At 72.7% G+C, this 20,203-nt stretch carries 21 protein-coding genes; 8 read left to right on the forward strand and 13 right to left on the reverse strand.

Annotated elements, in window-relative coordinates; genetic code table 11:
- Positions 1–63: 63 nt before the first annotated feature.
- A complete protein-coding gene (locus KUV85_RS17235; protein ID WP_219961117.1) occupies positions 64–1,299 on the forward strand; it encodes a hypothetical protein in 1,236 nt (411 codons plus the stop codon).
- 34 nt (positions 1,300–1,333) lie between these two features.
- Here KUV85_RS17235 and KUV85_RS17240 read toward each other — a convergent pair whose 3' ends face one another.
- Positions 1,334–1,498 (reverse strand): hypothetical protein, encoded by a 165-nt coding sequence (locus KUV85_RS17240; RefSeq protein ID WP_219961118.1) that lies wholly within the window; start codon positions 1,496–1,498, stop codon positions 1,334–1,336.
- A gap of 183 nt (positions 1,499–1,681) precedes the next feature.
- Between KUV85_RS17240 and KUV85_RS17245 the strand changes: the two genes are divergently transcribed.
- Genes KUV85_RS17245 through KUV85_RS17260 form a run of 4 tightly spaced genes read left to right on the forward strand, consistent with a single transcriptional unit; the run spans position 1,682 to position 6,109 of the window.
- Positions 1,682–2,170 (forward strand): (2Fe-2S)-binding protein, encoded by a 489-nt coding sequence (locus tag KUV85_RS17245; RefSeq protein WP_219961119.1) that lies wholly within the window; start codon positions 1,682–1,684, stop codon positions 2,168–2,170.
- Positions 2,167–4,572, forward strand: coding sequence for a xanthine dehydrogenase family protein molybdopterin-binding subunit (locus KUV85_RS17250; protein ID WP_219961120.1), 2,406 nt, complete (start codon positions 2,167–2,169; stop codon positions 4,570–4,572). The genes KUV85_RS17245 and KUV85_RS17250 overlap by 4 nt, the downstream gene beginning before the upstream one ends.
- Positions 4,569–5,426 carry an FAD binding domain-containing protein gene (locus tag KUV85_RS17255; protein WP_219961121.1) on the forward strand — a complete coding sequence of 286 codons (858 nt, stop codon included), beginning with the start codon at positions 4,569–4,571 and terminating at the stop codon, positions 5,424–5,426. The genes KUV85_RS17250 and KUV85_RS17255 overlap by 4 nt, the downstream gene beginning before the upstream one ends.
- A complete protein-coding gene (locus KUV85_RS17260) occupies positions 5,426–6,109 on the forward strand; it encodes an SRPBCC family protein (RefSeq protein ID WP_219961122.1) in 684 nt (227 codons plus the stop codon). The genes KUV85_RS17255 and KUV85_RS17260 overlap by 1 nt, the downstream gene beginning before the upstream one ends.
- A 42-nt stretch (positions 6,110–6,151) precedes the next feature.
- Here KUV85_RS17260 and KUV85_RS17265 read toward each other — a convergent pair whose 3' ends face one another.
- The 7 genes from KUV85_RS17265 to KUV85_RS17295 all read right to left on the reverse strand — a co-directional run bounded on the left by KUV85_RS17265 (position 6,152) and on the right by KUV85_RS17295 (position 12,208).
- Positions 6,152–6,907, reverse strand: coding sequence for a hypothetical protein (locus tag KUV85_RS17265; protein WP_219961123.1), 756 nt, complete (start codon positions 6,905–6,907; stop codon positions 6,152–6,154).
- A complete protein-coding gene (locus tag KUV85_RS17270; RefSeq protein WP_219961124.1) occupies positions 6,904–7,830 on the reverse strand; it encodes a vWA domain-containing protein in 927 nt (308 codons plus the stop codon). Before KUV85_RS17270 ends, KUV85_RS17265 begins: the two co-directional genes overlap by 4 nt.
- Entirely contained in the window at positions 7,827–8,900 is a 1,074-nt protein-coding gene (locus KUV85_RS17275; protein ID WP_219961125.1) for a vWA domain-containing protein, read from the reverse strand. The genes KUV85_RS17270 and KUV85_RS17275 overlap by 4 nt, the downstream gene beginning before the upstream one ends.
- A complete protein-coding gene (locus KUV85_RS17280) occupies positions 8,891–9,379 on the reverse strand; it encodes a hypothetical protein (protein WP_219961126.1) in 489 nt (162 codons plus the stop codon). Before KUV85_RS17280 ends, KUV85_RS17275 begins: the two co-directional genes overlap by 10 nt.
- On the reverse strand, positions 9,363–10,265 hold the full coding sequence (locus KUV85_RS17285; RefSeq protein WP_219961127.1) for a DUF58 domain-containing protein: 903 nt from the start codon (positions 10,263–10,265) through the stop codon (positions 9,363–9,365). Before KUV85_RS17285 ends, KUV85_RS17280 begins: the two co-directional genes overlap by 17 nt.
- On the reverse strand, positions 10,262–11,287 hold the full coding sequence (locus tag KUV85_RS17290; protein WP_219961128.1) for an AAA family ATPase: 1,026 nt from the start codon (positions 11,285–11,287) through the stop codon (positions 10,262–10,264). The genes KUV85_RS17285 and KUV85_RS17290 overlap by 4 nt, the downstream gene beginning before the upstream one ends.
- Before the next feature lie 84 nt (positions 11,288–11,371).
- On the reverse strand, positions 11,372–12,208 hold the full coding sequence (locus tag KUV85_RS17295) for an RDD family protein (RefSeq protein ID WP_219961129.1): 837 nt from the start codon (positions 12,206–12,208) through the stop codon (positions 11,372–11,374).
- A gap of 163 nt (positions 12,209–12,371) precedes the next feature.
- On the opposite strand from KUV85_RS17295, the gene KUV85_RS17300 reads away from it, so the two are divergent.
- On the forward strand, positions 12,372–13,376 hold the full coding sequence (locus KUV85_RS17300; RefSeq protein ID WP_219961130.1) for a stage II sporulation protein M: 1,005 nt from the start codon (positions 12,372–12,374) through the stop codon (positions 13,374–13,376).
- 130 nt (positions 13,377–13,506) lie between these two features.
- Here the strand turns inward: KUV85_RS17300 and KUV85_RS17305 are convergent, their stop codons facing one another.
- The 5 genes from KUV85_RS17305 to KUV85_RS17325 are packed head-to-tail and all read right to left on the reverse strand — an operon-like array spanning position 13,507 to position 18,694.
- Positions 13,507–14,799 carry a DUF58 domain-containing protein gene (locus KUV85_RS17305; RefSeq protein WP_219961131.1) on the reverse strand — a complete coding sequence of 431 codons (1,293 nt, stop codon included), beginning with the start codon at positions 14,797–14,799 and terminating at the stop codon, positions 13,507–13,509.
- Positions 14,800–14,806: 7 nt separating this feature from the next.
- Positions 14,807–15,826, reverse strand: coding sequence for an AAA family ATPase (locus KUV85_RS17310; RefSeq protein WP_219961132.1), 1,020 nt, complete (start codon positions 15,824–15,826; stop codon positions 14,807–14,809).
- Positions 15,823–16,959, reverse strand: a complete 1,137-nt coding sequence (locus KUV85_RS17315; protein WP_219961133.1) for a DUF4350 domain-containing protein — start codon at positions 16,957–16,959, stop codon at positions 15,823–15,825. The genes KUV85_RS17310 and KUV85_RS17315 overlap by 4 nt, the downstream gene beginning before the upstream one ends.
- The gene (locus tag KUV85_RS17320) at positions 16,956–17,576 is read right to left on the reverse strand and encodes a DUF4129 domain-containing protein (RefSeq protein WP_219961134.1); all 621 of its coding nucleotides are present in this window, start codon (positions 17,574–17,576) and stop codon (positions 16,956–16,958) included. The genes KUV85_RS17315 and KUV85_RS17320 overlap by 4 nt, the downstream gene beginning before the upstream one ends.
- The gene (locus tag KUV85_RS17325; protein WP_219961135.1) at positions 17,573–18,694 is read right to left on the reverse strand and encodes a hypothetical protein; all 1,122 of its coding nucleotides are present in this window, start codon (positions 18,692–18,694) and stop codon (positions 17,573–17,575) included. The genes KUV85_RS17320 and KUV85_RS17325 overlap by 4 nt, the downstream gene beginning before the upstream one ends.
- A gap of 512 nt (positions 18,695–19,206) precedes the next feature.
- On the opposite strand from KUV85_RS17325, the gene rpsJ reads away from it, so the two are divergent.
- A complete protein-coding gene (gene rpsJ, locus KUV85_RS17330) occupies positions 19,207–19,515 on the forward strand; it encodes a 30S ribosomal protein S10 (protein ID WP_219961136.1) in 309 nt (102 codons plus the stop codon).
- Between the two features lie 21 nt (positions 19,516–19,536).
- Positions 19,537–20,202: a 50S ribosomal protein L3 gene (gene rplC / locus KUV85_RS17335; protein WP_237690314.1), complete on the forward strand. Its 666-nt coding sequence runs from the start codon at positions 19,537–19,539 to the stop codon at positions 20,200–20,202.
- Position 20,203: the final 1 nt, after the last annotated feature.

Genomic DNA, 20,203 nt, shown 5'->3' on the forward strand with positions numbered 1-20,203 from the left:
GGACTGGTGCCGGTTCGGGGGCCGAGTACGCTGAGTGTGATCGACCTCACTCTTGGAGGTGGCATGACCGGCGAATCCGACCTTCGCGTGCGTCGACAGGCGGCCGCGCGCGCCTGGTCCTCGCACTTCGACCGCGTCGATCCCGTCGCTGCGACGGTCCGTCCCGAGATCCTGCACAGCTGGACCCGGTCCGAGCAGAGCGTGGCGGTGAACGTCGACGCCGCGCCGCTCGCCGACGAGGGGGAGACGGCGTCGTTCTTCCACGACTCGCCGCTCCAGGTCGGGGTCGAGCGCGTCGAGCAGGAGCTGCGGCGTACGGCCGAGGACGGCGACCTGGTCATCGGGGTCACCGACAACCAGACCCGGGTCCTGTGGACCTATGGCGGCCGGGTCATGCGCCGCCGCGCCGAGACCGTCAACTTCGTCCCCGGTGGCCGCTGGGACGACTCCTCGGTCGGCACCAACGCGCTGGACCTGGCCAACCGCCACTCCTCGCCGGCGATGGTCTTCGGTGCCGAGCACTACGCGCCGATCGTGCACAACTGGGTCTGCTGGGCCGCGCCGGTCCACGACCCGGTGACGGGTGTGAAGCTCGGCGTGATCGACCTGTCGACCACCTGGGACCGCACCCACCCCATCGGGCTCGCCACCGCGCGCGTCCTCGCGACCCTCATCGAGGGGGCGATGCCGACCTCGGCACACGCACCCGCGGAGGAGACCGCCGACCCGGGCCTGGTCATGACGCTGCTCGGCACCGCCGAGGCGCGCCTGGACGGGCAGCGACTGCTGCTGAGCCGCCGGCAGACCGAGGTGCTGGCCCTGCTGTCACTGCACCCCGAGGGGCTCTCCCTGGAGCAGCTGCACGCCATGCTCTACGGCGACGCGGCGGTCACGTTCTCCACCCTCAAGGCCGAGGTGTCCCACCTGCGCCACAGCCTCGGCGGGGCGCTCGCGTCCCGCCCCTATCGGCTGATGCTCCCGGTCGCAACCGACGTCGACCACGTGCTGGCGCTGCTGCGGCGCGGCCACGTCGCGGCGGCCGTGGACGCCTACGGCGGCGACCTGCTCCCCGGCACCAACAGTCCCGCCCTGGCCGAGATGGCCGAGTACGTCGCCGTCGCGGTCCGCGAGGCGCTGCTGGCCTCCCCGCACCCCGATGCCGTGCTGCGCTACAGCGAGCTCGCGCCGTACGACGCCGAGGTCGTCGAGGTGTGCCTGGAGTCGCTGCGACCGGTCCAGGGGCGCCCCCACCCGGCCGCCGCCCTGCTGCGGGCACGGCTGGTCGTCGCGCGTGGGTGAGCTGGTCGCGAGGGACGCGCGGGTCCCTGCGTGACTAGTGGTGCTGGCCCGAGGTGTGGGGCCAGTACTGCTTGGCCTCGCGTGGGCTCGGCGGCCCGTGCCGCTTGTCGATCGCGCCCTCGAGTGCGACCGCGATCAGGATGCCGGTCGTGAGGACGGCCGTGGCGATGAGCCAGATCAGGTATCCCATCTCGGACATGTGATCCCTCCTTCGGGGCATGTCGCCGGACCTCCAGCATAGGTCGATCGGGGCGGCGTGGACAGGGGTTCGCCCCGCGTTCACCGCCGTCGGGATCGGCGCCAACCATCTGCCAACCGGGCCTTCCTATCGTGATCGGGGTCACACGATGCGTGTGTCACCGTCTCAGCGCGAGGGAGTGTCATGACTCGGATCAAGCTCACCGTCGACGGACAGCAGGTCGTCGACGACGTCGAACCCCGGATGCTGCTCGTGCAGTACCTCCGCGAGGTCCTCGGCAGGACCGGCACCGTCGTCGGGTGCGACACCAGCAACTGCGGGGCGTGCACCGTCCACCTCGACGGCCGCTCGGTGAAGTCGTGCAACGTGCTGGCCGTCCAGGCCGACGGCGCCGAGGTCACCACCGTCGAGGGCCTGGCCCAGGACGGGCAGCTCCACCCCGTCCAGGAGGCCTTCCGGGAGTGTCACGGGCTCCAGTGCGGCTTCTGCACCCCGGGCATGATCATGCAGAGCATCGACCTGCTCCGGGACAACCCCGACCCCTCCGAGGAGGCGGTCCGCGAGGGCCTCGAGGGCAACCTGTGCCGCTGCACCGGTTACCACAACATCGTGCGGGCCGTGCGCCACGCCGCCAAGAGCGGCGCGCAGACCAGCCAGGAGGTGCAGGCATGACCGCGACCCAGGAGCCCACCAGCCCCGAGATCGGACGCGACCGGCGCCGCAAGGAGGACCAGCGCCTCATCACCGGTCGCACGCGGTGGACCGACAACATGAAGCTGCCCGGGATGCTGCACCTGGCCATGGTGCGCAGCCCCTTCGCCCACGCCACGATCACCGGCATCGACACCAGCGAGGCGAAGGCCGCCCCGAACGTGGTCTCGGTCCTCACCGGCGCCGACTTCGGCGAGGAGCTCGGCGCCTGCATCAACGCCTGGCCGATCACCCCGGACCAGGTCGCCCCGGTCCACAGCCCCATGCCCGCCGACCGCGTGTCCTTCGCCGGTGAGATCGTCGCCGTCGTCGCGGCCCGCTCGGCGGCCGAGGCGCGCGACGCCGCCGAGCTCGTCGACGTCGAGTACGACGAGCTGCCGGCCGTGGTCGACCTCAAGCAGGCCGAGCAGGACCAGGTCCTCGCCCACCCCGACCTCGGCACCAACAAGTCCGCGTACTGGGTCTTCGACTCCGCCGAGATGGGCACCGGCGGCGACGTGAAGGAGGCCATCGAGACCGCCCGCACCGACGGGATCCTCATCGAGCGGGAGTACCGCCAGCAGCGCCTGATCCCGGCCTTCATGGAGCCCCGCAGCGTCGTGGTCGACCCCACCGGTGAGCAGCTCACCATGTGGTCGGCGACCCAGGTGCCCCACATCGTGCGTTTCGCGCTCGCGGCGACCACCGGCGTACCGGAGTCCAAGATCCGCGTGATCGCCCCCGACGTGGGAGGTGGCTTCGGCGGCAAGCTGCAGACGACCCCCGAGGAGTGGATCGCCTGGGCCGTCGGACGACGCCTCGGCAAGCCGGTGAAGTACACCGAGACGCGCTCGGAGAGCCTGGTGGCCGCCCACCACGGTCGTGACCAGTGGCAGCGGCTCACGCTGGCCGCCACCAAGGACGGCACCGTCACCGGCCTCAACGTCGAGCTGCTGGCCAACCTCGGCTCGCACGTCGCCGTCGTCGGCGGCGGCGTCCCCGTCCTGGGTGCCTTCATGTTCAACGCGATCTACAAGTTCCCCGCCTACCGGTTCGGGTGCCAGACCGTCTTCACCAACACCGCCTGGACCGACGCCTACCGAGGTGCCGGCCGACCGGAGGCGACCTTCGCCATCGAGCGGCTGATGGACGAGCTCGCCCACGAGCTCGGTCGGGACCCGATCGAGGTGCGTGAGCAGAACTGGATCAAGCACGAGGAGTTCCCCTTCACCACCGTCGCGGGGCTGGAGTACGACTCGGGCAACTACGAGGCGGCCACCGCGCGGGCCAAGGAGATGTTCGGCTACGACGAGCTCCGCGCAGAGCAGCAGCGGCGTCGGGAGTCCGGCGACAAGGTCCAGCTGGGCATCGGCGTCTCGACCTTCACCGAGATGTGCGGACTGGCGCCCAGCCGGGTGCTCGGCTCGCTGGACTACGGGGCCGGCGGCTGGGAGAACGCCCAGGTCCGCATGCTCGCCACCGGCAAGGTCGAGGTGACCACCGGTGCCAGCGCCCACGGCCAGGGCCACGAGACGGCGTTCAGCCAGATCGTGGCCGATCGGCTCGGGGTGCCGTTCGAGGACGTCGAGATCCTCCACGGCGACACCCAGGTGGCGCCGAAGGGCCTGGACACCTACGGCTCCCGCTCCTTGGTGGTCGGGGGAGAGGCACTGGTGCAGGCCACCGACAAGGTCGTCGCCAAGGCCAAGCGCGTGGCCGCCCACATGCTCGAGGCGTCCGAGGAGGACCTGGAGTTCACCGGCGGCCGCTTCGGCGTCCGCGGCACCGACCAGGGCGTGGCGATCCAGGAGATCGCGACCGCGGTCTTCGCCGCGCACGACCTGCCCGAGGGCATGGAGCCGTCGCTGGACGCCGACGCGACCTACGACCCGGTCAACTTCTCCTTCCCGCACGGCACCCACCTGTGCGCGATGGAGATCGACACCGAGACCGGGCGGGTGGACATCCGCAAGTACGTCTGCGTCGACGACATCGGCAACGTCATCAACCCGCTGATCGTCGCCGGCCAGGTCCACGGCGGCCTGGTCCAGGGCATCGCCCAGGCGCTGTGGGAGGAGGCGGTCTACGACGAGGGCGGCACCCTGGTGTCGGGCTCGTTCGTCGACTACCTGCTGCCCACCGCGGCGGACACCGTCAACTTCGACATCGACCACACCACGACCCCGAGCACCACCAACTCGCTCGGCACCAAGGGCGTCGGCGAGGCCGGCACGATCGCCTCGACACCGGCCGTGGTCAACGCCGTCGTGGACGCGCTGCGACCGATGGGCGTGGACGACATCACGATGCCGTGTACGCCGGACCGCGTCTGGCGAGCCATCACCGAGGCGCAGGCCTCGCGCACCCAGGAGGGACAGGCATGATCCCCGCAACCTTCGACTACGTGGCACCCACCAGCCTCGACGAGGCCCTCTCGGCGCTGGCCGAGCACGGCGACGACGCCAAGATCATCGCCGGCGGCCAGAGCCTGCTGCCGATCCTGCGGATGCGGCTCAACGCACCCGAGTGGGTCATCGATCTGGGCCGCATCGACAGCCTGCGGGGGATCAGCGACGACGGGGACCACCTGGTCATCGGCGCGATGACGACCCACGACGCGGTCCTGCGGGACCCGCTGGTCCGGGAGCACGCCCAGGTGGTCAGCGAGGCCGTCTCGCACCTGGCCGACGCCCAGGTCCGCCACCGCGGGACCTTCGGCGGGGCGCTGGCCCACGCCGACCCGGCCGGGGACCTCGGCGCGCCGGCGCTCGCCCTGGGGGCGTCGTTCGTCATCGCCGGCCCGAACGGCACGCGCACCGTGCCGGCCTCGGAGTTCTTCGTCGACCTGTTCGAGAGTGCGGTCGGCGAGGACGAGATCCTCACCCAGGTCCACCTCCCCAAGCACACCGGCTGGGGTGCGCGCTACGAGAAGTTCGTGCGCGTGGTGCACCAGTGGCCCATCGTCGCGGTGGCCGCGACCGTCCGCACCGACGGCGACACCATCGCCGAGGCGCGGGTCGGGCTGACCAACATGGGATCGACCCCGCTGCGCGCCACCGCGGTCGAGGAGGCACTGGCCGGCCAGCCCGCGACCGAGGACGCCGTGGCGGCAGCCGCCGCCCACGCCGCCGAGGGCACCCAGCCCCCGAGCGACCTGAACGGCGACGCCGACTACCGCCGGCACCTCGCCACCGTCCTCACCCGTCGTGCGGTCCTCGCCGCTGCCGGAGTCGCCTGATGGACCTGACCCACGAGTTCACCGTCCCGACGACGCCGGAGGAGACCTGGGAGCACTTCCAGGACATCGCCGCCGTGGCCGAGTGCTTCCCCGGAGCACAGGTGAGCGAGACCGACGGCGAGACCTTCTCCGGCAGCTGCAAGGTCAAGCTGGGCCCGATCGCGCTGACCTACCAGGGGTCGGGCACCTTCGTGGAGCGCGACGAGGCCGCACGCCGCTTCGTCGTCGACGCCAAGGGCAAGGACAAGCGCGGCAACGGCACGGCGAACGCGCACGTCACCCTCACCATGGCCGACGCCCCGGAGGGCACGGCGGTGACGGTGGTCACCGAGCTGGCGATCACCGGCAAGCCGGCGCAGTTCGGTCGTGGTGTGATGCAGGACGTCTCGGACAAGTTGCTGGGGCAGTTCGTGACCTGCCTCGAGCAACGCCTGGACACGCCGGCCCCGGCGGCGCCGGGGCCGGCGTCACCAGCGGGGGAGGCCGCACCGGGATCGTCCGGGACGCCTCCCGCTGCCGCACCGGCCACCGCGTCGGCACCGGTGGATCCCCCCACCGCCGGTGCCGACGCGCTGGACCTGGGCGCCACCGCGCTGCCCGTGCTGTGGCGCGCCTACGGCAAGCAGGTGCTCGGCGCCCTCGCGGCGCTGGTCGTCCTGCGCTGGCTGCTGCGCCGCCGCTGACCCGCCGGTCCCGCCGGCGGTCACCCCGCCGGCGGGACCGGCTCACCAGCTGGGTGGCGGGGTACTGCCGGGGTCGCCCTCGCCGTCACCGCTGCCCGGCTGGTTCTGCTGGTCCCGCTCCTCCTGCTGGTCGCGACGGTCCTCGCGTCCCTCGTCGTTGCGGTCCTCCAGCTCCTGCTCCTGGGGGCTCTGCTGCTGCGGCTGGTCGTCCTGCTGCTGTTGCTGCTGGTCGTCGTCCTGCTGGTCCTGCTGCTCCAGCTTCTGCCGCAGCCGCTCGTCGACGTCCTGCGCCTGCTCGGTCTGCTCCTGCCCGCGACCGGACTCCTGGGGACACCCGCCCTCGGCGAGGGCGTCGATGCCGGCCTGCCACCGGGCCGTCGCCTCCTGCCGGTCCGGCGGAGAGCCGTCCGCGGCACGGTCGCCGAGCGCCTCGTGGGCCAGGGCGAGGTTGATCCGCACCGTGCACTCCTCGACCGTCGGCACCGTCTGCAGCGCGACCTCGTAGTGCTCGATCGCGAGCGGGTACTGCTGGTTGGCATGACGCGCCGCGCCCTCGTCGAACGGGGCCACCCACGGCTCGAACCAGTTCCACGACCGGTTCTCCGCGAACTCCTCCGCGGCCTCCACGAACGACGCATCGGCGAACGCCGTCCGCCCCTCGTCGTCGTGGGACATCATCACCACGACCTTGCCCAGCACCACCAGGACCAGGATCGCGGGGATGATCCCCGCTCGCCACAGGGCGCGGCGGAGCCGGCGCTGCGCCGTCGGTGCCGTGGGCGTCATCGAGGTCCTCACGACCGCTCCACCTCCTGCGGGCGCCACCGCCGGCGGCCGGGACCGAGCGTCGTACGCGCCTCCCACAGCGTGCGCCAGTGCCCGTGCAGCTCCCACAGCAGCAGCGGGAACAGCGCCAGGCCAGCCAGCCACGTCCAGTCGATGGGGGCGGTCACCCGCTGGTCGGACTCCTCGGTGAAGCGGCCGGAGAAGTCCGCCGCCAACCGCCGCATGCCACCCGGTCCGGTGCGGGCCACGAACTCGGTGCCCGTCTGGCGGGCGACGGTCCGCAGCGCCTTGCGGTCGGTCCGCGAGATCGCGTCCGTGCCGTCGGCCTGGACGTTGCCGCGGGCGTCGGAGAGGTCGGCCGCCAGCGGCATCGGTGCACCGTCGGGCGTGCCGTAGCCCAGGACGAGACCACCGTCGAGGAACTGCTCGAGCCGCCGGAAGGAGCGTGGCTGGTCGCCGGTGGTGTTCTCCCCGTCGGAGACGAAGACCAGCATCCGACGGCGGTCCGGGTACTGCTCCTCGGCGTCACGCAGCTCGCGCACCAGCGCCCGCAGCGGGGTGTCCACCTTCGTGCCGGGACCGTCGTAGGGGTCCTGCAGCCGGGTCGTCTCCACGGCGGTCAGGAACGCCTGGTGGTCGGTGGTGAAGGGCAGCTCCAGTCGGGCCTGGGTCGCCCAGGTCATCAGCCCGAACCGGGTGCCGGGCAGCTCCTCGACCAGGGTCCGCAGGTCCTGGGTCACGCCCTCCAGCCGGGGCCGCCGGTCGCCGTAGTCCAGCGCGGCCATCGACCGAGTCCGGTCGAGCACGACGAGGACCTCCACGTCGGAGGTCTGGCTGGCCAGGCCCCGCTCACCGAACTCGGGGCGCAGCACGACCGCCACGAAGGCGATCGCGATGGCGATGCGCCGCAGCAGGACGAGCGTGGGCCGGGTCATGGCCGCCCCCGCGCCGCACGGCCGGCTCGCCACTGGGCGACCCACACCCCGACCAGGAGGACCATCCCGACGCTGGTGACGATGATCCCCAGCAACGGCCGGTCGAAGGTCTGCACCACCGGGGGCTCGTCGACCCGGGCCGCCTCGAGCTCGTTGATCTGGGCCACCATGTTCGCGGCCGAGGACTCGTCGTCGATGTGGCCGAAGAGCCCGCCGGTGCGGGTCACGGCCGCCTCGAAGTCGGTCAGGTCGGCGGCGCGCTTCTCGAACCCCTCGGTGCCGATGCCGTGCACCACCACCTGGTTCTGCACGGCGTACTGCGACGCCTCCTCGAGGGTGAAGACGCCCTGGCCGTAGGGCTCGTTGTCGCTGGCCAGGATGATCGCGCGTCCCCGCTCGCTCTCCAGGTCGCCGAAGCGCTGCACGCAGGACGCCAGCCCGTCGCCGATCTGGGAGACGATGTCGGCGCCGCCGTCGAGGCGCTGGGTGCCCGCGACGTACTCGAAGTAGCGGTCCAGGTCGGCGTCGTCGGTGAAGAGGCCCTGGATGCCCTGGAAGGCCTCCTCGGCCTCGGCCAGCCGCTCCTGGGCGTAGTCGTAGTCGTCGGTCAGCGGGAAGATGGTGATCGTGGCCTTGCTCCAGATCGCCAGGCCGACCCGCTCGCCGTCCAGGCCCGACACGACGCGCTGCATCTCCTGGAGCACCTCGACGTTGTACTCCGCCATCGAGCCCGAGGCGTCCAGGCACAGGATGACGTCACGCGCGTTGACGTCCTCGTCCAGCGCCCGCTGTTGCTCGACACGACCGCCCAGGATGATCGTGCCGGCGATCGCGATGAGCACCGCGACGCTGGCCAGGGCACCGAACGTCGCCCGCTGCCGCACCAGGTCCCGGAATCGGGGGAGTGACCGCAGCCGCTCCGCGTGCGCCACCCACGCCGGGTCCGTCGCCGCGCGGCGACGCCACGGCCGCAGCCACAGCACCAGCAGCGCCACCACCAGCAGCGACAGCGCCACCACCAGCCACGGCCACCGCAGGCCGAGCTCGCCGCCGATCCAGGTCACCTCCATGCCGACACCAACCCGCGCGCCCGCTCCACCGCGATGTCGAAGCGCTCACCGGCGCGTCCCTCCTCGCCCGGAGCGAACTCCGGGGGGTACATCAGCTCGATGGTGTCGGCCAGCTGCCCCGGCGCCGTGCGCTTGAAGTCCGCCAGCGACATCGTCCGCGCCGGCAGGTGGGTGGTGAGGTCGACGTAGGACCGCACCGTCTCGCTGAGCTGCTGGTGGCCGTCGCGCAGCGCGAGGACGCCGCTGCGCACCTCGGTCTCGATGCGGTCGATCGCGGCCAGGTGCCGCCCCTGGGCGTCCGGTGCCGGCGGCGGGGGCGGCGCGGTGTCGGCCGGCTCGCTGCGCTCCCGCGTGAGCCACCAGGTGGCCAGGTAGTAGGCGATCACCACCAGCACCGCGAGCAGCGCGAACCACAGCCACCGGTCGAAGTACCCGACGGGGCCGTTGAACTCGGCGGGGAGCTCAGCCGTGACGAGCATGGCGATGCCTCTCCAGCAGCCGGAACACCGCGGTCACCGCGGTGTCACGGTCGTGGATGCGCTCGTGGACGATCCCCAGCCGGTCCAGCTGCCGGCGCATCGTGCTCTCCTCGGTCGCGACCAGCGCGGCGTACTCCTGCTGGAGGCGGGCGTCGCCGCGCAACCACTCCGGCACCTCGCGGCCGGTGTCGACGTCGACCATCGGACCCGACCCGGCGCCCACCGGCAGCGCCGCCGCGGTGGGGTCCAGGTCGCCGATGGTGAGGTAGAGGATCTCGTGCTGCACCCGCAGGCGGCGCAGCAGCTGCACGACCTCCTCCGACAGCGCGGTCTCGTCGGAGACCACCACCATGATCGTGCGGCGGCGTACGGCGCGCCGGACGTAGTCGAGCACCGCGCCGAGGTCGCTCGCGGCGCCGGTGGGGGAGGTGGCGTCGTGGACGGTCGCCAGCAGGCGCTCCAGGTGCACCTCGCCGCCGGCGGCCCGCCGGACGTGCTGCTCGGCCGCGTCGCCGTGCACCAGGCCGACCAGGTCGGCGTGCTTGGCGGCGAGGTAGCCCACCAGGCCCGCCGCGAAGACGGCCAGGTCCCGCTTGCTCACGTCGACGTCGTTGAGGGCGGCCATGCTCCGGCCGGTCGAGACCGTCAGCAGGATGGTGTGCTTGCGCTCGGCGACGTAGCGCTTGACCAGCAACTGGCGCGTGCGCGCCGACGCCTTCCAGTCGATGTCCTTGACGTCGTCCCCGCGCACGTAGCTGCGCAGGTCGCTGAAGTCGATGCCGCGCCCCACCTGGACCGAGGCGTACTCGCCCTCCAACATGCCGCGCACCTTGCGGTGGGCGTGGAGTGACAGGTGCGTCTTGACCCGGGTGAGGTGGGAGCTCATGGCGTCGGGACGGCGCGGAACACCGCGTCGATGATCGTCTCGGGCGGGACCCGGTCGGCCAGCGCCTCGAAGGTGAGGTGCAGGCGGTGCCGCAGCACGCTGTGGCGCAGCTCGCGGACGTCCTCGGGGATGACGTAGTGGCGGCCCTGGACCACCGCCATGGCGCGGGCGGCTTGGAAGAACGCGATCGAGCCGCGGGGGCTCGCCCCGATCTCGACGTAGGAGCCGAGCTCGGGGCCCACGACCTCGCTGACGTTGCGGGTGGCCCGGATCAGCTGGACGACGTAGCGGCGCACCGCCGGGTCGACGTACACCCGCCGGACCAGTGCCTGCAGCTCACGGACCTGGACCAGGTCGGCCACCGCCTCCAGCTCCGGCGCGTGCTGGCCCAGCCGGTCGTCGTCGATGCGGTCCAGGACGCCCAGTTCGTCGGCCTCGGCGGGGTAGGTGATGACCTCCTTGAGCAGGAAGCGGTCCATCTGCGCGTGGGGGAGGACATAGGTGCCCTCCTCGTCCAGCGGGTTCTGGGTGGCCATCACCATGAACGGCTCGGGGAGCTTGTGGATCGTCCCGGCGATCGAGGTCTGCCGCTCCTGCATCGACTCCAGCAGCGCCGACTGGGTCTTGGCACTCGCGCGGTTGATCTCGTCCAGCAGCACGAAGTTGCGGTGCACCGGACCCAGCTGGGTCTCGAACTCGTGGTGGCGCGGGTCGTAGACCTGGGTGCCGATGATGTCGCTGGGCAACAGGTCCGGCGTGCACTGGATGCGGGCGAACTCCGCGTCCACCGACCGCGCCAACGTCGAGGCGGCCAACGTCTTGGCGAGCCCGGGGACGCTCTCGAGCAGGATGTGTCCCTCGGCGAGCAGCGCGACGAGCAGTGCGGTGCGCACGCGCTCCTGGCCCACGACACGGCTCGAGAACGCCGCGCTGACCTGCTCGATGGTCTCGGTGGCCCGCGCCAGCTCGGCGGCGGTCATCGTGCTGGCCGCCGAGGCGGAGGTGTCGGGAGTGGTCGTCATGACGGTCGGACTCCTGGCATTCGTGGCGGGTTCCTCACTCGGCCGGAGCCGACGCCGTGGGCGGAGACAACGGCGATGACAAAACTACCCACCCCCGTGGAAGTCACGGGAGGAGGTGAGACGGCGTCGCAGGTCCTCGTCGCGCTGGAGTCGTTGCAGGTCGCGCTCGCGCCGGACCGCGATGACCGCAGCCAGCACGTCCTCGGCCGGTGCCTGCGTCGGCGGCGCAGGGGCGACGTACGGCGACACGTCGGCCAGGAGCTGACCGGCGACCCGGTGCCGCGTCGCGGGGTCCAGCTGCGCGCGGCGGCCCAGGAACTGCCGCACCGCCAACGCCACCCCGGTGGGCAGGGCCGCGACGTCCGCGCGGTGCGCCCACCCCGCCAGGTGTGGCGGCATCGGGGTCGGCTCGGGCAGGCGGAGGCGGACGCGGTCGCGGACGACGTACGTCCCGGCGGCGTAGTCGCCGAGCCGCTTGCCGCGGCCGCTGAGCAGCATCGAGAAGAACGCAGGGACGCCGGCCAGGGCGTAGATCTCGACGAAGCCGATCAGGGCGCGGGTCAGCGCGTGGTGGAAGGTGATCGGGCCCGCGTCGTCCCGCACCGTCCGCAGCCCCATCGCCAGCTTGCCGAGCGACCGGCCCCGCGTCAGCGTCTCCAGCGTCGTGGGGAACACCAGGAAGGTGATCACGTTGGCGGCCACGGCAGCGGCCGCCATCAGCGCGTCGTCGCGGGCCGGCAGCGCGGCCAGGCCCAGCACGAGGAAGGAGATCAGCAGGAGCAGCGCCACCGCCACCACGTCGATCACGCCCGAGGCCATCCGCACGCCCAGGCTGGCCGGGGGCAGGTCGAGGGCGACGCCCTCCCCGGTGACCAGGTCGTCACGGGTGAGCGTCGCGAACTCCGGGGCCGGCGTCGACATCACCGCCCAGCCTAGGCGGCCACCGGCTGGTCGCGGCACCGTTCCGTCGGTCGGGCTCGGGCGGCTGATGATCGAGCCCGTCCCCGTTGGTCGAGTCGTCGGTCCCGTTGGTCGAGCCGTCGGCCCCGTTGGTCGAGCCTGTCGAGACCCCTACGCTGGGCGCGTGCCCCGCATCGACCTCGACGCCTACGTGATGGCGCACCACCACGAGTGGCAGCGGTTGGAGGAGCTGGTGCGGACCCGGCGCCGGACGGGGGCCCAGGCCGACGAGCTCGTCGACCGCTACCAGCAGGTCGCGACGCACCTGTCCGTCGTACGCACCGCGGCCCCGGACGGGGAGCTGGTGGCCCACCTGTCCTCCCTGCTGAGCCGGGCCCGGGTGGCGATGCTGGGCGCGCGCGTCCTGCACTGGCGTGCCGCGGGGCGGTTCTTCACCGAGCAGTTCCCGGCCGCGCTCTACCGCATGCGGTGGTGGTGGCTCGGCTGCCTGGCCGGCAACGTGCTGGTCACCGCGGTGATGATGTGGTGGCTGGTCGGCAACCCCACGGTCGAGCAGACGTTGATGTCGCCGGGCGAGGTCGACCAGCTGGTCAACAACGACTTCGAGAGCTACTACTCCGAGAACGCCGCCAGCGCCTTCGCGACGCGGGTGTGGATCAACAACGCCTGGGTCTCGGGCCTGGCGATCGCGCTCGGCATCCTCGGGCTGCCGGTGATCTGGCTGCTGTTCCAGAACATCGCGAACCTGGCCATCATCGGCTCGATCATGACCCGCGCGGACCGGGCCGACCTGTTTTGGGGCCTGATCCTGCCGCACGGCCTGTTGGAGCTGACGGCCGTGTTCGTCGCCGGTGGTGTCGGCCTGCGGCTGTTCTGGTCCTGGGTCGAACCGGGGGACCGGTCGCGCCCCGCCGCCCTCGCCCGTGCCGGGCGGATGGCCATCACCGTCGCCCTCGGCCTGGTCGCGGTGCTGGCGGTCAGCGGCGTGATCGAGGCGTTCGTGACCCCGTCGCCCCTGCCGACGTGGGCACGGGTCGGCATCGGCATCCTGGCCGAGCTGGTCTTCCTCGCCTACGTCTTCGTGCTCGGCCGCCGCGCCGTCGTCCGCGGCATCACCGGCGACGTCGCCGAGTCCCTCCTCGAGGACCGCGTCGCCACCCAGTCCTGAGCGCCGAGTCGGCGCCAACTCGGCTGTCGGGAGTGCCGAGTCGGCGCCAACTCGGCACTCGCGGCCGGGTGAGTGCCGAGTTCACGCCGACTCGCGCGGGTCATTCGCCGAGTTCACGCCGACTCGGCGCCTACAGCAGGCCGCGGGCCTTCAGCGAGAGGTAGTGGTCGGCCAGGCGCGGCGGGAGGGAGGCAGCGTCGGCGTCGAGGACGTCGACGCCGAGCCGACCCAGCACCTCGGCGAGGTCGGCGCGGCGGGCCAGCTCCGACTCCGCCGCCGCCGCGTCGTACGCCGTCGCGACGGAGGAGCGCTCCCGGGCCATCCGCGACAACTCGGGATCGCGGACGGAGGCGAGCACCACGCGGTGGTGGTTGGTCAGCACCGGCAGCACGGGCAGCAGCGACTCGGTGATCGCCGAGGGCTCCAACGGGGTCAGCAGCACCACGAGGGCGCGCTGCTTGCCGAACTGCTGCACGGCACTGGCCAGCGCGTCCCAGTCGGCCTCGACGATCTCGGCGGCCAGCGGAGCCATCGCGTCCTGGAGTCGGCCGGCCACGTCCCGGGCACCGGTCAGGCGCCGCCGCGACCGCACCTGCCGGTCGCCGGCGACGAAGTCGACGCGGTCCCCCGCGCGCGAGGCGAGGGCGGCCAGCAGCAGCGCGGCGTCCATGGCCGCGTCCAGCCGGGGGACGTCGTCGACCCGCCCGGCCGCCGTACGCGAGGTGTCGAGCACCAGCACCACGCGGCGGTCCCGTTCGGGCTGCCAGGTGCGCACCACGACCTGTGCGGACCGCGCCGAGGCACGCCAGTCGATGGAGCGGACGTCGTCGCCACGGACGTACTCGCGCAGTGAGTCGAACTCGGTGCCCTGGCCGCGTACCCGGACCGCGGCGCGGCCGTCGAGCTCGCGCAGCCGCGCGAGCCGCGACGGCAGGTGCTTGCGCGACTCGAACGGCGGCAGGGAGCGGACCGTGCCCGGCACGGGAAACGTGCGCTGCCGGGCGGCCAGTCGCAGCGGCCCCCAGCTGCGCACCGTCACCCCGTCCGCGGCCAGGTCACCACGGCGCGTCGGTCGCAGGCCGGTGTGGAGCGTGTCGTGGCCGGCCGCCGGCAGCGAGAACCGCGCCCGGTTGCCGGTCGCCCCGGCGGAGGGCTGCCACGCGTCGCGGACCTCCAGGTGGACCCGGCGGCTCGCATCGTTGCCGACCACGACCGTCGATGCCGTCTCCTCGCCGAGCCGCACGCTGCCGACCTCGCGGCGGTGCAGCGTGGTCCGCGCCGGCGACCTCGCCAGCAGCAGGTCGAGGCCCACCAGCACCAGCACGCCGAGCAGCCACAGCCACGCGGTGCCCGCCAGCGGGCGCAGCACGACCGCGCCCACCCCGAGCAGGAGCAGCAGCGGGACCCGACCGGAGATCGCCATCACGTTCTCACCGCGGCACCGGGACCGATCCGAGCGCCGACTCCAGCACCTGCGCCGCGTCGACGCCCTCGAGCTCGGCCTCCGGGCGCAGGCCCAGCCGGTGCGCGAGCGTCGCGCGGGCCAACGCCTTCACGTCGTCGGGCGTGACGAAGTCGCGACCCGACAGCCACGCCCACGCCCGTGCGGCCCGCAGCAGTGCGGTCGCGCCGCGGGGGCTGACGCCGAAGGACAGCGACGGCGACTCCCGCGTCGCCCGCGCCACGTCGACGATGTACGCCGCCACCTCGGCCGAGACCTGCACCTCGCGGACCGCACGCTGTCCGGCGGCGATGTCGTCGGCACCGGCCACGGGCGTCACGCCCGCGGCGGCGATGTCGCGCGGGTCGAACCCGTCGGCGTGCCGGGTGAGGATGGTGACCTCGTCCTGCCGCGGCGGCACCGGCAGCTCGAGCTTGAGCAGGAAGCGGTCCAGCTGCGCCTCGGGCAGCGGGTAGGTGCCCTCGTGCTCGACGGGGTTCTGCGTGGCGGCCACCAGGAACGGCCGGGGGAGCGGCCGCGTCGCGCCGTCGGCGGAGACCTGGCCCTCCTCCATCGCCTCCAGCAGCGCGGACTGGGTCTTGGGCGGCGTGCGGTTGATCTCGTCGGCGAGCAGCAGGTTGGTGAACACCGGACCCTCGCGGAAGGTCAGCTCACCGCCGCGCTGGGAGTCGATGACCAGCGAGCCGGTGATGTCACCCGGCATCAGGTCGGGGGTGAACTGCACCCGTCGGGTGTCGACCGACAGCGATGCCGCGAGGCTGCGCACCAGCAGCGTCTTGGCCGTGCCCGGCACGCCCTCCATCAGCACGTGGCCCTCGCACAGCAGCGCCACGAGCAGGCCCGAGACCGCCGAGTCCTGGCCGACCACGGCCTTGGCGACCTCTCGGCGTACGGCGAGCAGGCGGCCGCGGGGCCCGTCCTCGGCGGGCGTGGGGTCGGGGGAGACCGGCTGGGTGCCGGGCGGCGGGGGTGGGTAGGCGTCGGTCATCGGCGGATCACCTCATCGTCGAGTCGGGCGAGGGCGTCGGCGAGGCGCACGAGCGCCTCGTCGTCGGTCGGGGGTGGGGCGTCGGGGGCGAGCAGGCCTTGCAGCTCGTCGCGGTCGTGGCCGAGCCGTCGGTGGGCCGCGTCGATCACCGTGTCGGGGTGGGCGCCCGGTGCGAGCCCGAGGCCGTGGGCGAGGCGTCGTCGTGACGCGGCGCGCAGGGAGGCGGCGGCGTGGCCGCGGTCGTTGCTGTGGTGGTACATCCGGCCGCGGCTGCGCGCCGTCTCGACGGCCCGGACCACCACGGGCAACGGCTCGGTGGAGAGAGCGCCGAGCCGACGTGCGCGCCACAGGACGAGTGCGGTGGCGGCGGCCAGGGCCAGCCAGAGGCCGGGCACGATCCAGTCGGGGATCAGGTCGGTGAGGGCGGGGGCCTCGTCGCTCGCGGCGTCCTCGGCGGTGGGGACGTACCAGACGAGGCGGTCGGTGGCCCCCAGCAGCCGCAGCCCGACGGCGGCGTTGTCGGCACGCAGCACCTGGTCGTTGCTCACCGCGGTGCCCGCACCGAACAGGGCGGTGTCGTCGCCGGTGCGGTGCAGCAGCGTGACGCCGCCGGTGGTGAAGCAGCCCTCGCCCCCGCGCCACCCGACGGCCGCGTCGACGGTCACCCGGAGGCCGTCGTACGCCGGGCAGCCGGCGGCGACGCCGTCGGGCTCGACGCGGGTGCGGGTGCCGAGGTCGTCGGCGACGGCATCGGTGAGCGCGCGGGAGGGGTCGAGGAGGACGAGCCGGCCGGGGGCGGCGTGGTCCAGCAGCCGTTCGGTGGTGCTGGGCGCTAGCTCGTCGCTGCCGGTGACGACCACGGTGGTGTCCGCGTCGACGGTCGCGTCCTCGAGGGCGGCGGCGTCGCGGGCGACGCTGACGTCGACGCCCTGCCCGTCCAGCACGGCGGCGAGTGCCTGCGCGCCCTGCGGCCCGGGGTTCTGCGGGTCCAGCGGATCGTCGTACTCGCCGTCCCCGCTGCTGGCCCAGGCCGAGATCGCCACCGCCACCACCAGGGCGAGCGCGACGGCGAACCAGATCCGGTTGCGCTGCCAGAAGCCGGTCGGTGGGGGCGCCGTGGTCGTGGTGGTCACCGGCGGACCCCCGCGAGGAGGTCGTCGAGGGCGAGGGCGTCCCGTGCCCGACCGCCGGTCGCGGTGTGGTCGCCGTAGAGGACCGCGTCGAAGGTGTCGGCGAGCGCGGCGATGGCCGGGCCGTGGTCGGGGAAGCGGCCCGCCAGCTCGTGGGCGAGCTCGTGGGCGGTGGCCTGCGGCACGTCGGCGATGCGGCCGTGCTCGATCTGGCGCACGGCCAGCGCCCGGAAGCCGTCCACGAGGGCGTCGTCGTGGCGCTGCTCGGCGAGCGCGGCCTCGGCGCGGTCCCGCAGTTCGGCGGCGGAGACCCGCTCCCGGGGCAGGGCGGCCCGGTCGGCCCGCTCGAGCCGCGTCGTACGCCGCGCCCGGCCGGCGAGGAGCAGCAGCGCGGTGAGCAGGGCGAGAGCGACCACGATCGCGAGGAAGGCGCTGAGCCCGTCGGCGCGGGTGGCGGTGTCGACGAGTCCGTCCAGCCAGCGCGAGATCCAGGTCAGCGCCCGCTCGATGAGGTCGTCGGAGTAGTACTGCGGGTCCGCGAGCTCGTCGCGCAGCAGGGAGCGGCCCCGGTCGCCGTCGGGGTCCAGGGGCGGCTCGGTGACGCGCAGCAGGGCTCTCACCGGGGCATCAGTCCGGCGTCGCGCATCAGCTCCACGTCGTGGGCCTCCTTGCGCATGCGCTGGTCGAGGTACTGCAACGCGACGACCGCGGAGGTGAACGGGGCGACGAAGGCGTAGAGCAGCACGTAGGCCAGCGAGTTGGTCAGCACCAGCACCAGCCAGCCGTACTCCGGCACCGCGAGGGCGAGCAGCTGCCCGACGAGGCTGACGGGGGTGCTGAGCACCTGCCCCGCGATGGTGGTGAGGAGCCAGGTGAGCAGCGCGATGCCGAAGGTGCGCCAGAACTGCCGGGACGTGAGGCGGTAGCCGCGGCCGATCGCCCCGAACACGCCGACGTCCTCCAGCATCAGCGCGGGCACGGGGAGGTAGTAGACGCGGATCCAGAACCAGAAGAGCGCGACCAGCAGGGCCGGCACGCTCACCAGGCCGAACCCGAGGAGCAGCAGCGGATCGGTCCCCGCGACCACCAGGACCACCCACAGCAGGGCGTAGGCGGTGAAGCCGACGAGCAGGCCGAGGGAGAGCACGACGTTGAGCCCGACCAGCCGCCAGCGCTTGCCGCGGGTCGCCCGCCACGCCTCGCCCAGGCTCAGCCGGCGCCCCACGGCGGCGGCCCGGGCGACGTGGGCGACCATGCCGGTGACGAAGACCATGCCGAACCAGGTCGCGACGGCGCCCAGGAACAGCGAGCTCACCAGCGCCACCAGTCCGGCGACGTCGGCGGTGCTGATCTCGTCCAGGGTCTCGGGGTCCTCGGTCATGACCCCCTCGAAGGGCACCGAGAGGGCGAAGGTCATCGCCGCGGTCACCAGCACCGGGATGAGGTTCGCGATCGCGGTCACCAGCACCGCGGCGCCGACGGTCGCCTTCGGGTTGAACCGGATGATGCGGAACGCCCCGTCGTAGATGGCGCCCAGGGTGAGGGGGCGCAGCGGGATGGCGCCGGGCTTGTGGGCGGCGCCGAGCATCTCGCCGTACGTCCGTGGCGGCCCGCCCGGGGGTGGCGGTGCGTACGCCGGCGGGGGCGGGTGGCCCGCGGCGCCGTACGACGTCCCGGACGGCTCGGGCGGGGGCGTGGCACCCGGTGGCGGGAACTCGGGCGTGGGGCCGTCGCTCATCCCACTCCTTCGGCTCGTCTCGGGGGTGATCGGGGGCCTGCACATCCTCGCACTGGCTCGGTGGACGGTCGGGCGAGGCACTAGGGTGTGACGGAGACGGTGGCCCTCGACCTCCCCGGTCGACGCCCCCGCGGGCCCCTCCGCGGACCGATGGTCCCGGAGATTTGGCGGGCCGCGCGTTCTCTGCCAAGATATTCAGGTTGCTCCGACGGGTGCGTCGGGTGCGACACACATTTGACTACTGAATCGCGTCTCCCGAAGCAGCCCCTCCGGGCTGCCTCGTGACTGGGTCCGGTGGTCGACGTGTGTCACCGCTGCACCTGGAGACCCGATCAGTCCGACGAACCGTCGGACGCCCCACAACACAGCACGACGATCAACGCGGTCACGCGTGTCACGACTTGCCGACACGCCCGACCTCGGGGGTCGGTGGGGTGGACAACAGGGCGGGACCGTTCCAACCCGGACGGCCTCGATACGTGACGCGGACTACAGAAGGACGAGAGAGACCTATGGCGGGACAGAAGATCCGCATCAGGCTCAAGGCCTATGACCACGAGGTGATCGACACCTCGGCGCGCAAGATCGTCGACACGGTCACCCGCACGGGTGCGAAGGTTGCCGGCCCGGTGCCGCTGCCGACCGAGAAGAACGTCTACTGCGTGATCCGCTCGCCCCACAAGTACAAGGACTCCCGCGAGCACTTCGAGATGCGCACCCACAAGCGCCTCATCGACATCCTCGACCCGACCCCGAAGACCGTCGACTCCCTGATGCGGCTCGACCTGCCGGCCGGCGTCGACATCGAGATCAAGCTCTAGTTCAGGGGAGCAACGATGACTTTGAAGACCGAACGCAACGTCAAGGGACTGCTGGGCACCAAGCTCGGCATGACCCAGCTGTGGGACGAGGACAACCGGGTCGTCCCGGTGACCGTCGTCTCCGCCGCGACCAACGTCGTGACCCAGGTCCGCCAGCCCCAGCCGGACGGCTACAACGCCATCCAGGTCGGCTACGGCGAGATCGAGGGCCGCAAGGTGAACAAGCCGCGGGCCGGCCAGTTCGCCAAGGCCGGCATCACGCCGCGCCGCCACGTGGTCGAGATCCGCACCGGTGACGCCGCCGAGTACACCCCCGGCCAGGAGCTGGGCGTGGACACCTTCGAGGCGGGCGACCTCCTCGACGTCACCGCCACCAGCAAGGGCAAGGGCTTCGCCGGCACCATGAAGCGTCACGGCTTCGGTGGCGTCGGTGCCTCCCACGGTGCCCACCGCAACCACCGCAAGCCCGGCGCGATCGGCGCCTGCGCGACCCCCGGCCGTGTCTTCAAGGGCATGCGCATGGCCGGTCGCATGGGCAGCGAGACCGTGACGACCCAGAACGTCGCCGTGCACGCGGTCGACGTGGAGAAGGGCCTGATCCTCCTCAAGGGCGCCGTTCCCGGCCCCAAGGGCAGCGTCGTGGTGCTCCGTTCGGCTGTGAAGCTGAAGCAGAAGCAGGAGGCCTGAG

Origin of the sequence: Nocardioides panacisoli, assembly GCF_019448235.1 — a bacterium.
In the GTDB taxonomy this organism is placed as follows: Bacteria; Actinomycetota; Actinomycetes; order Propionibacteriales; family Nocardioidaceae; genus Nocardioides; species Nocardioides panacisoli_A.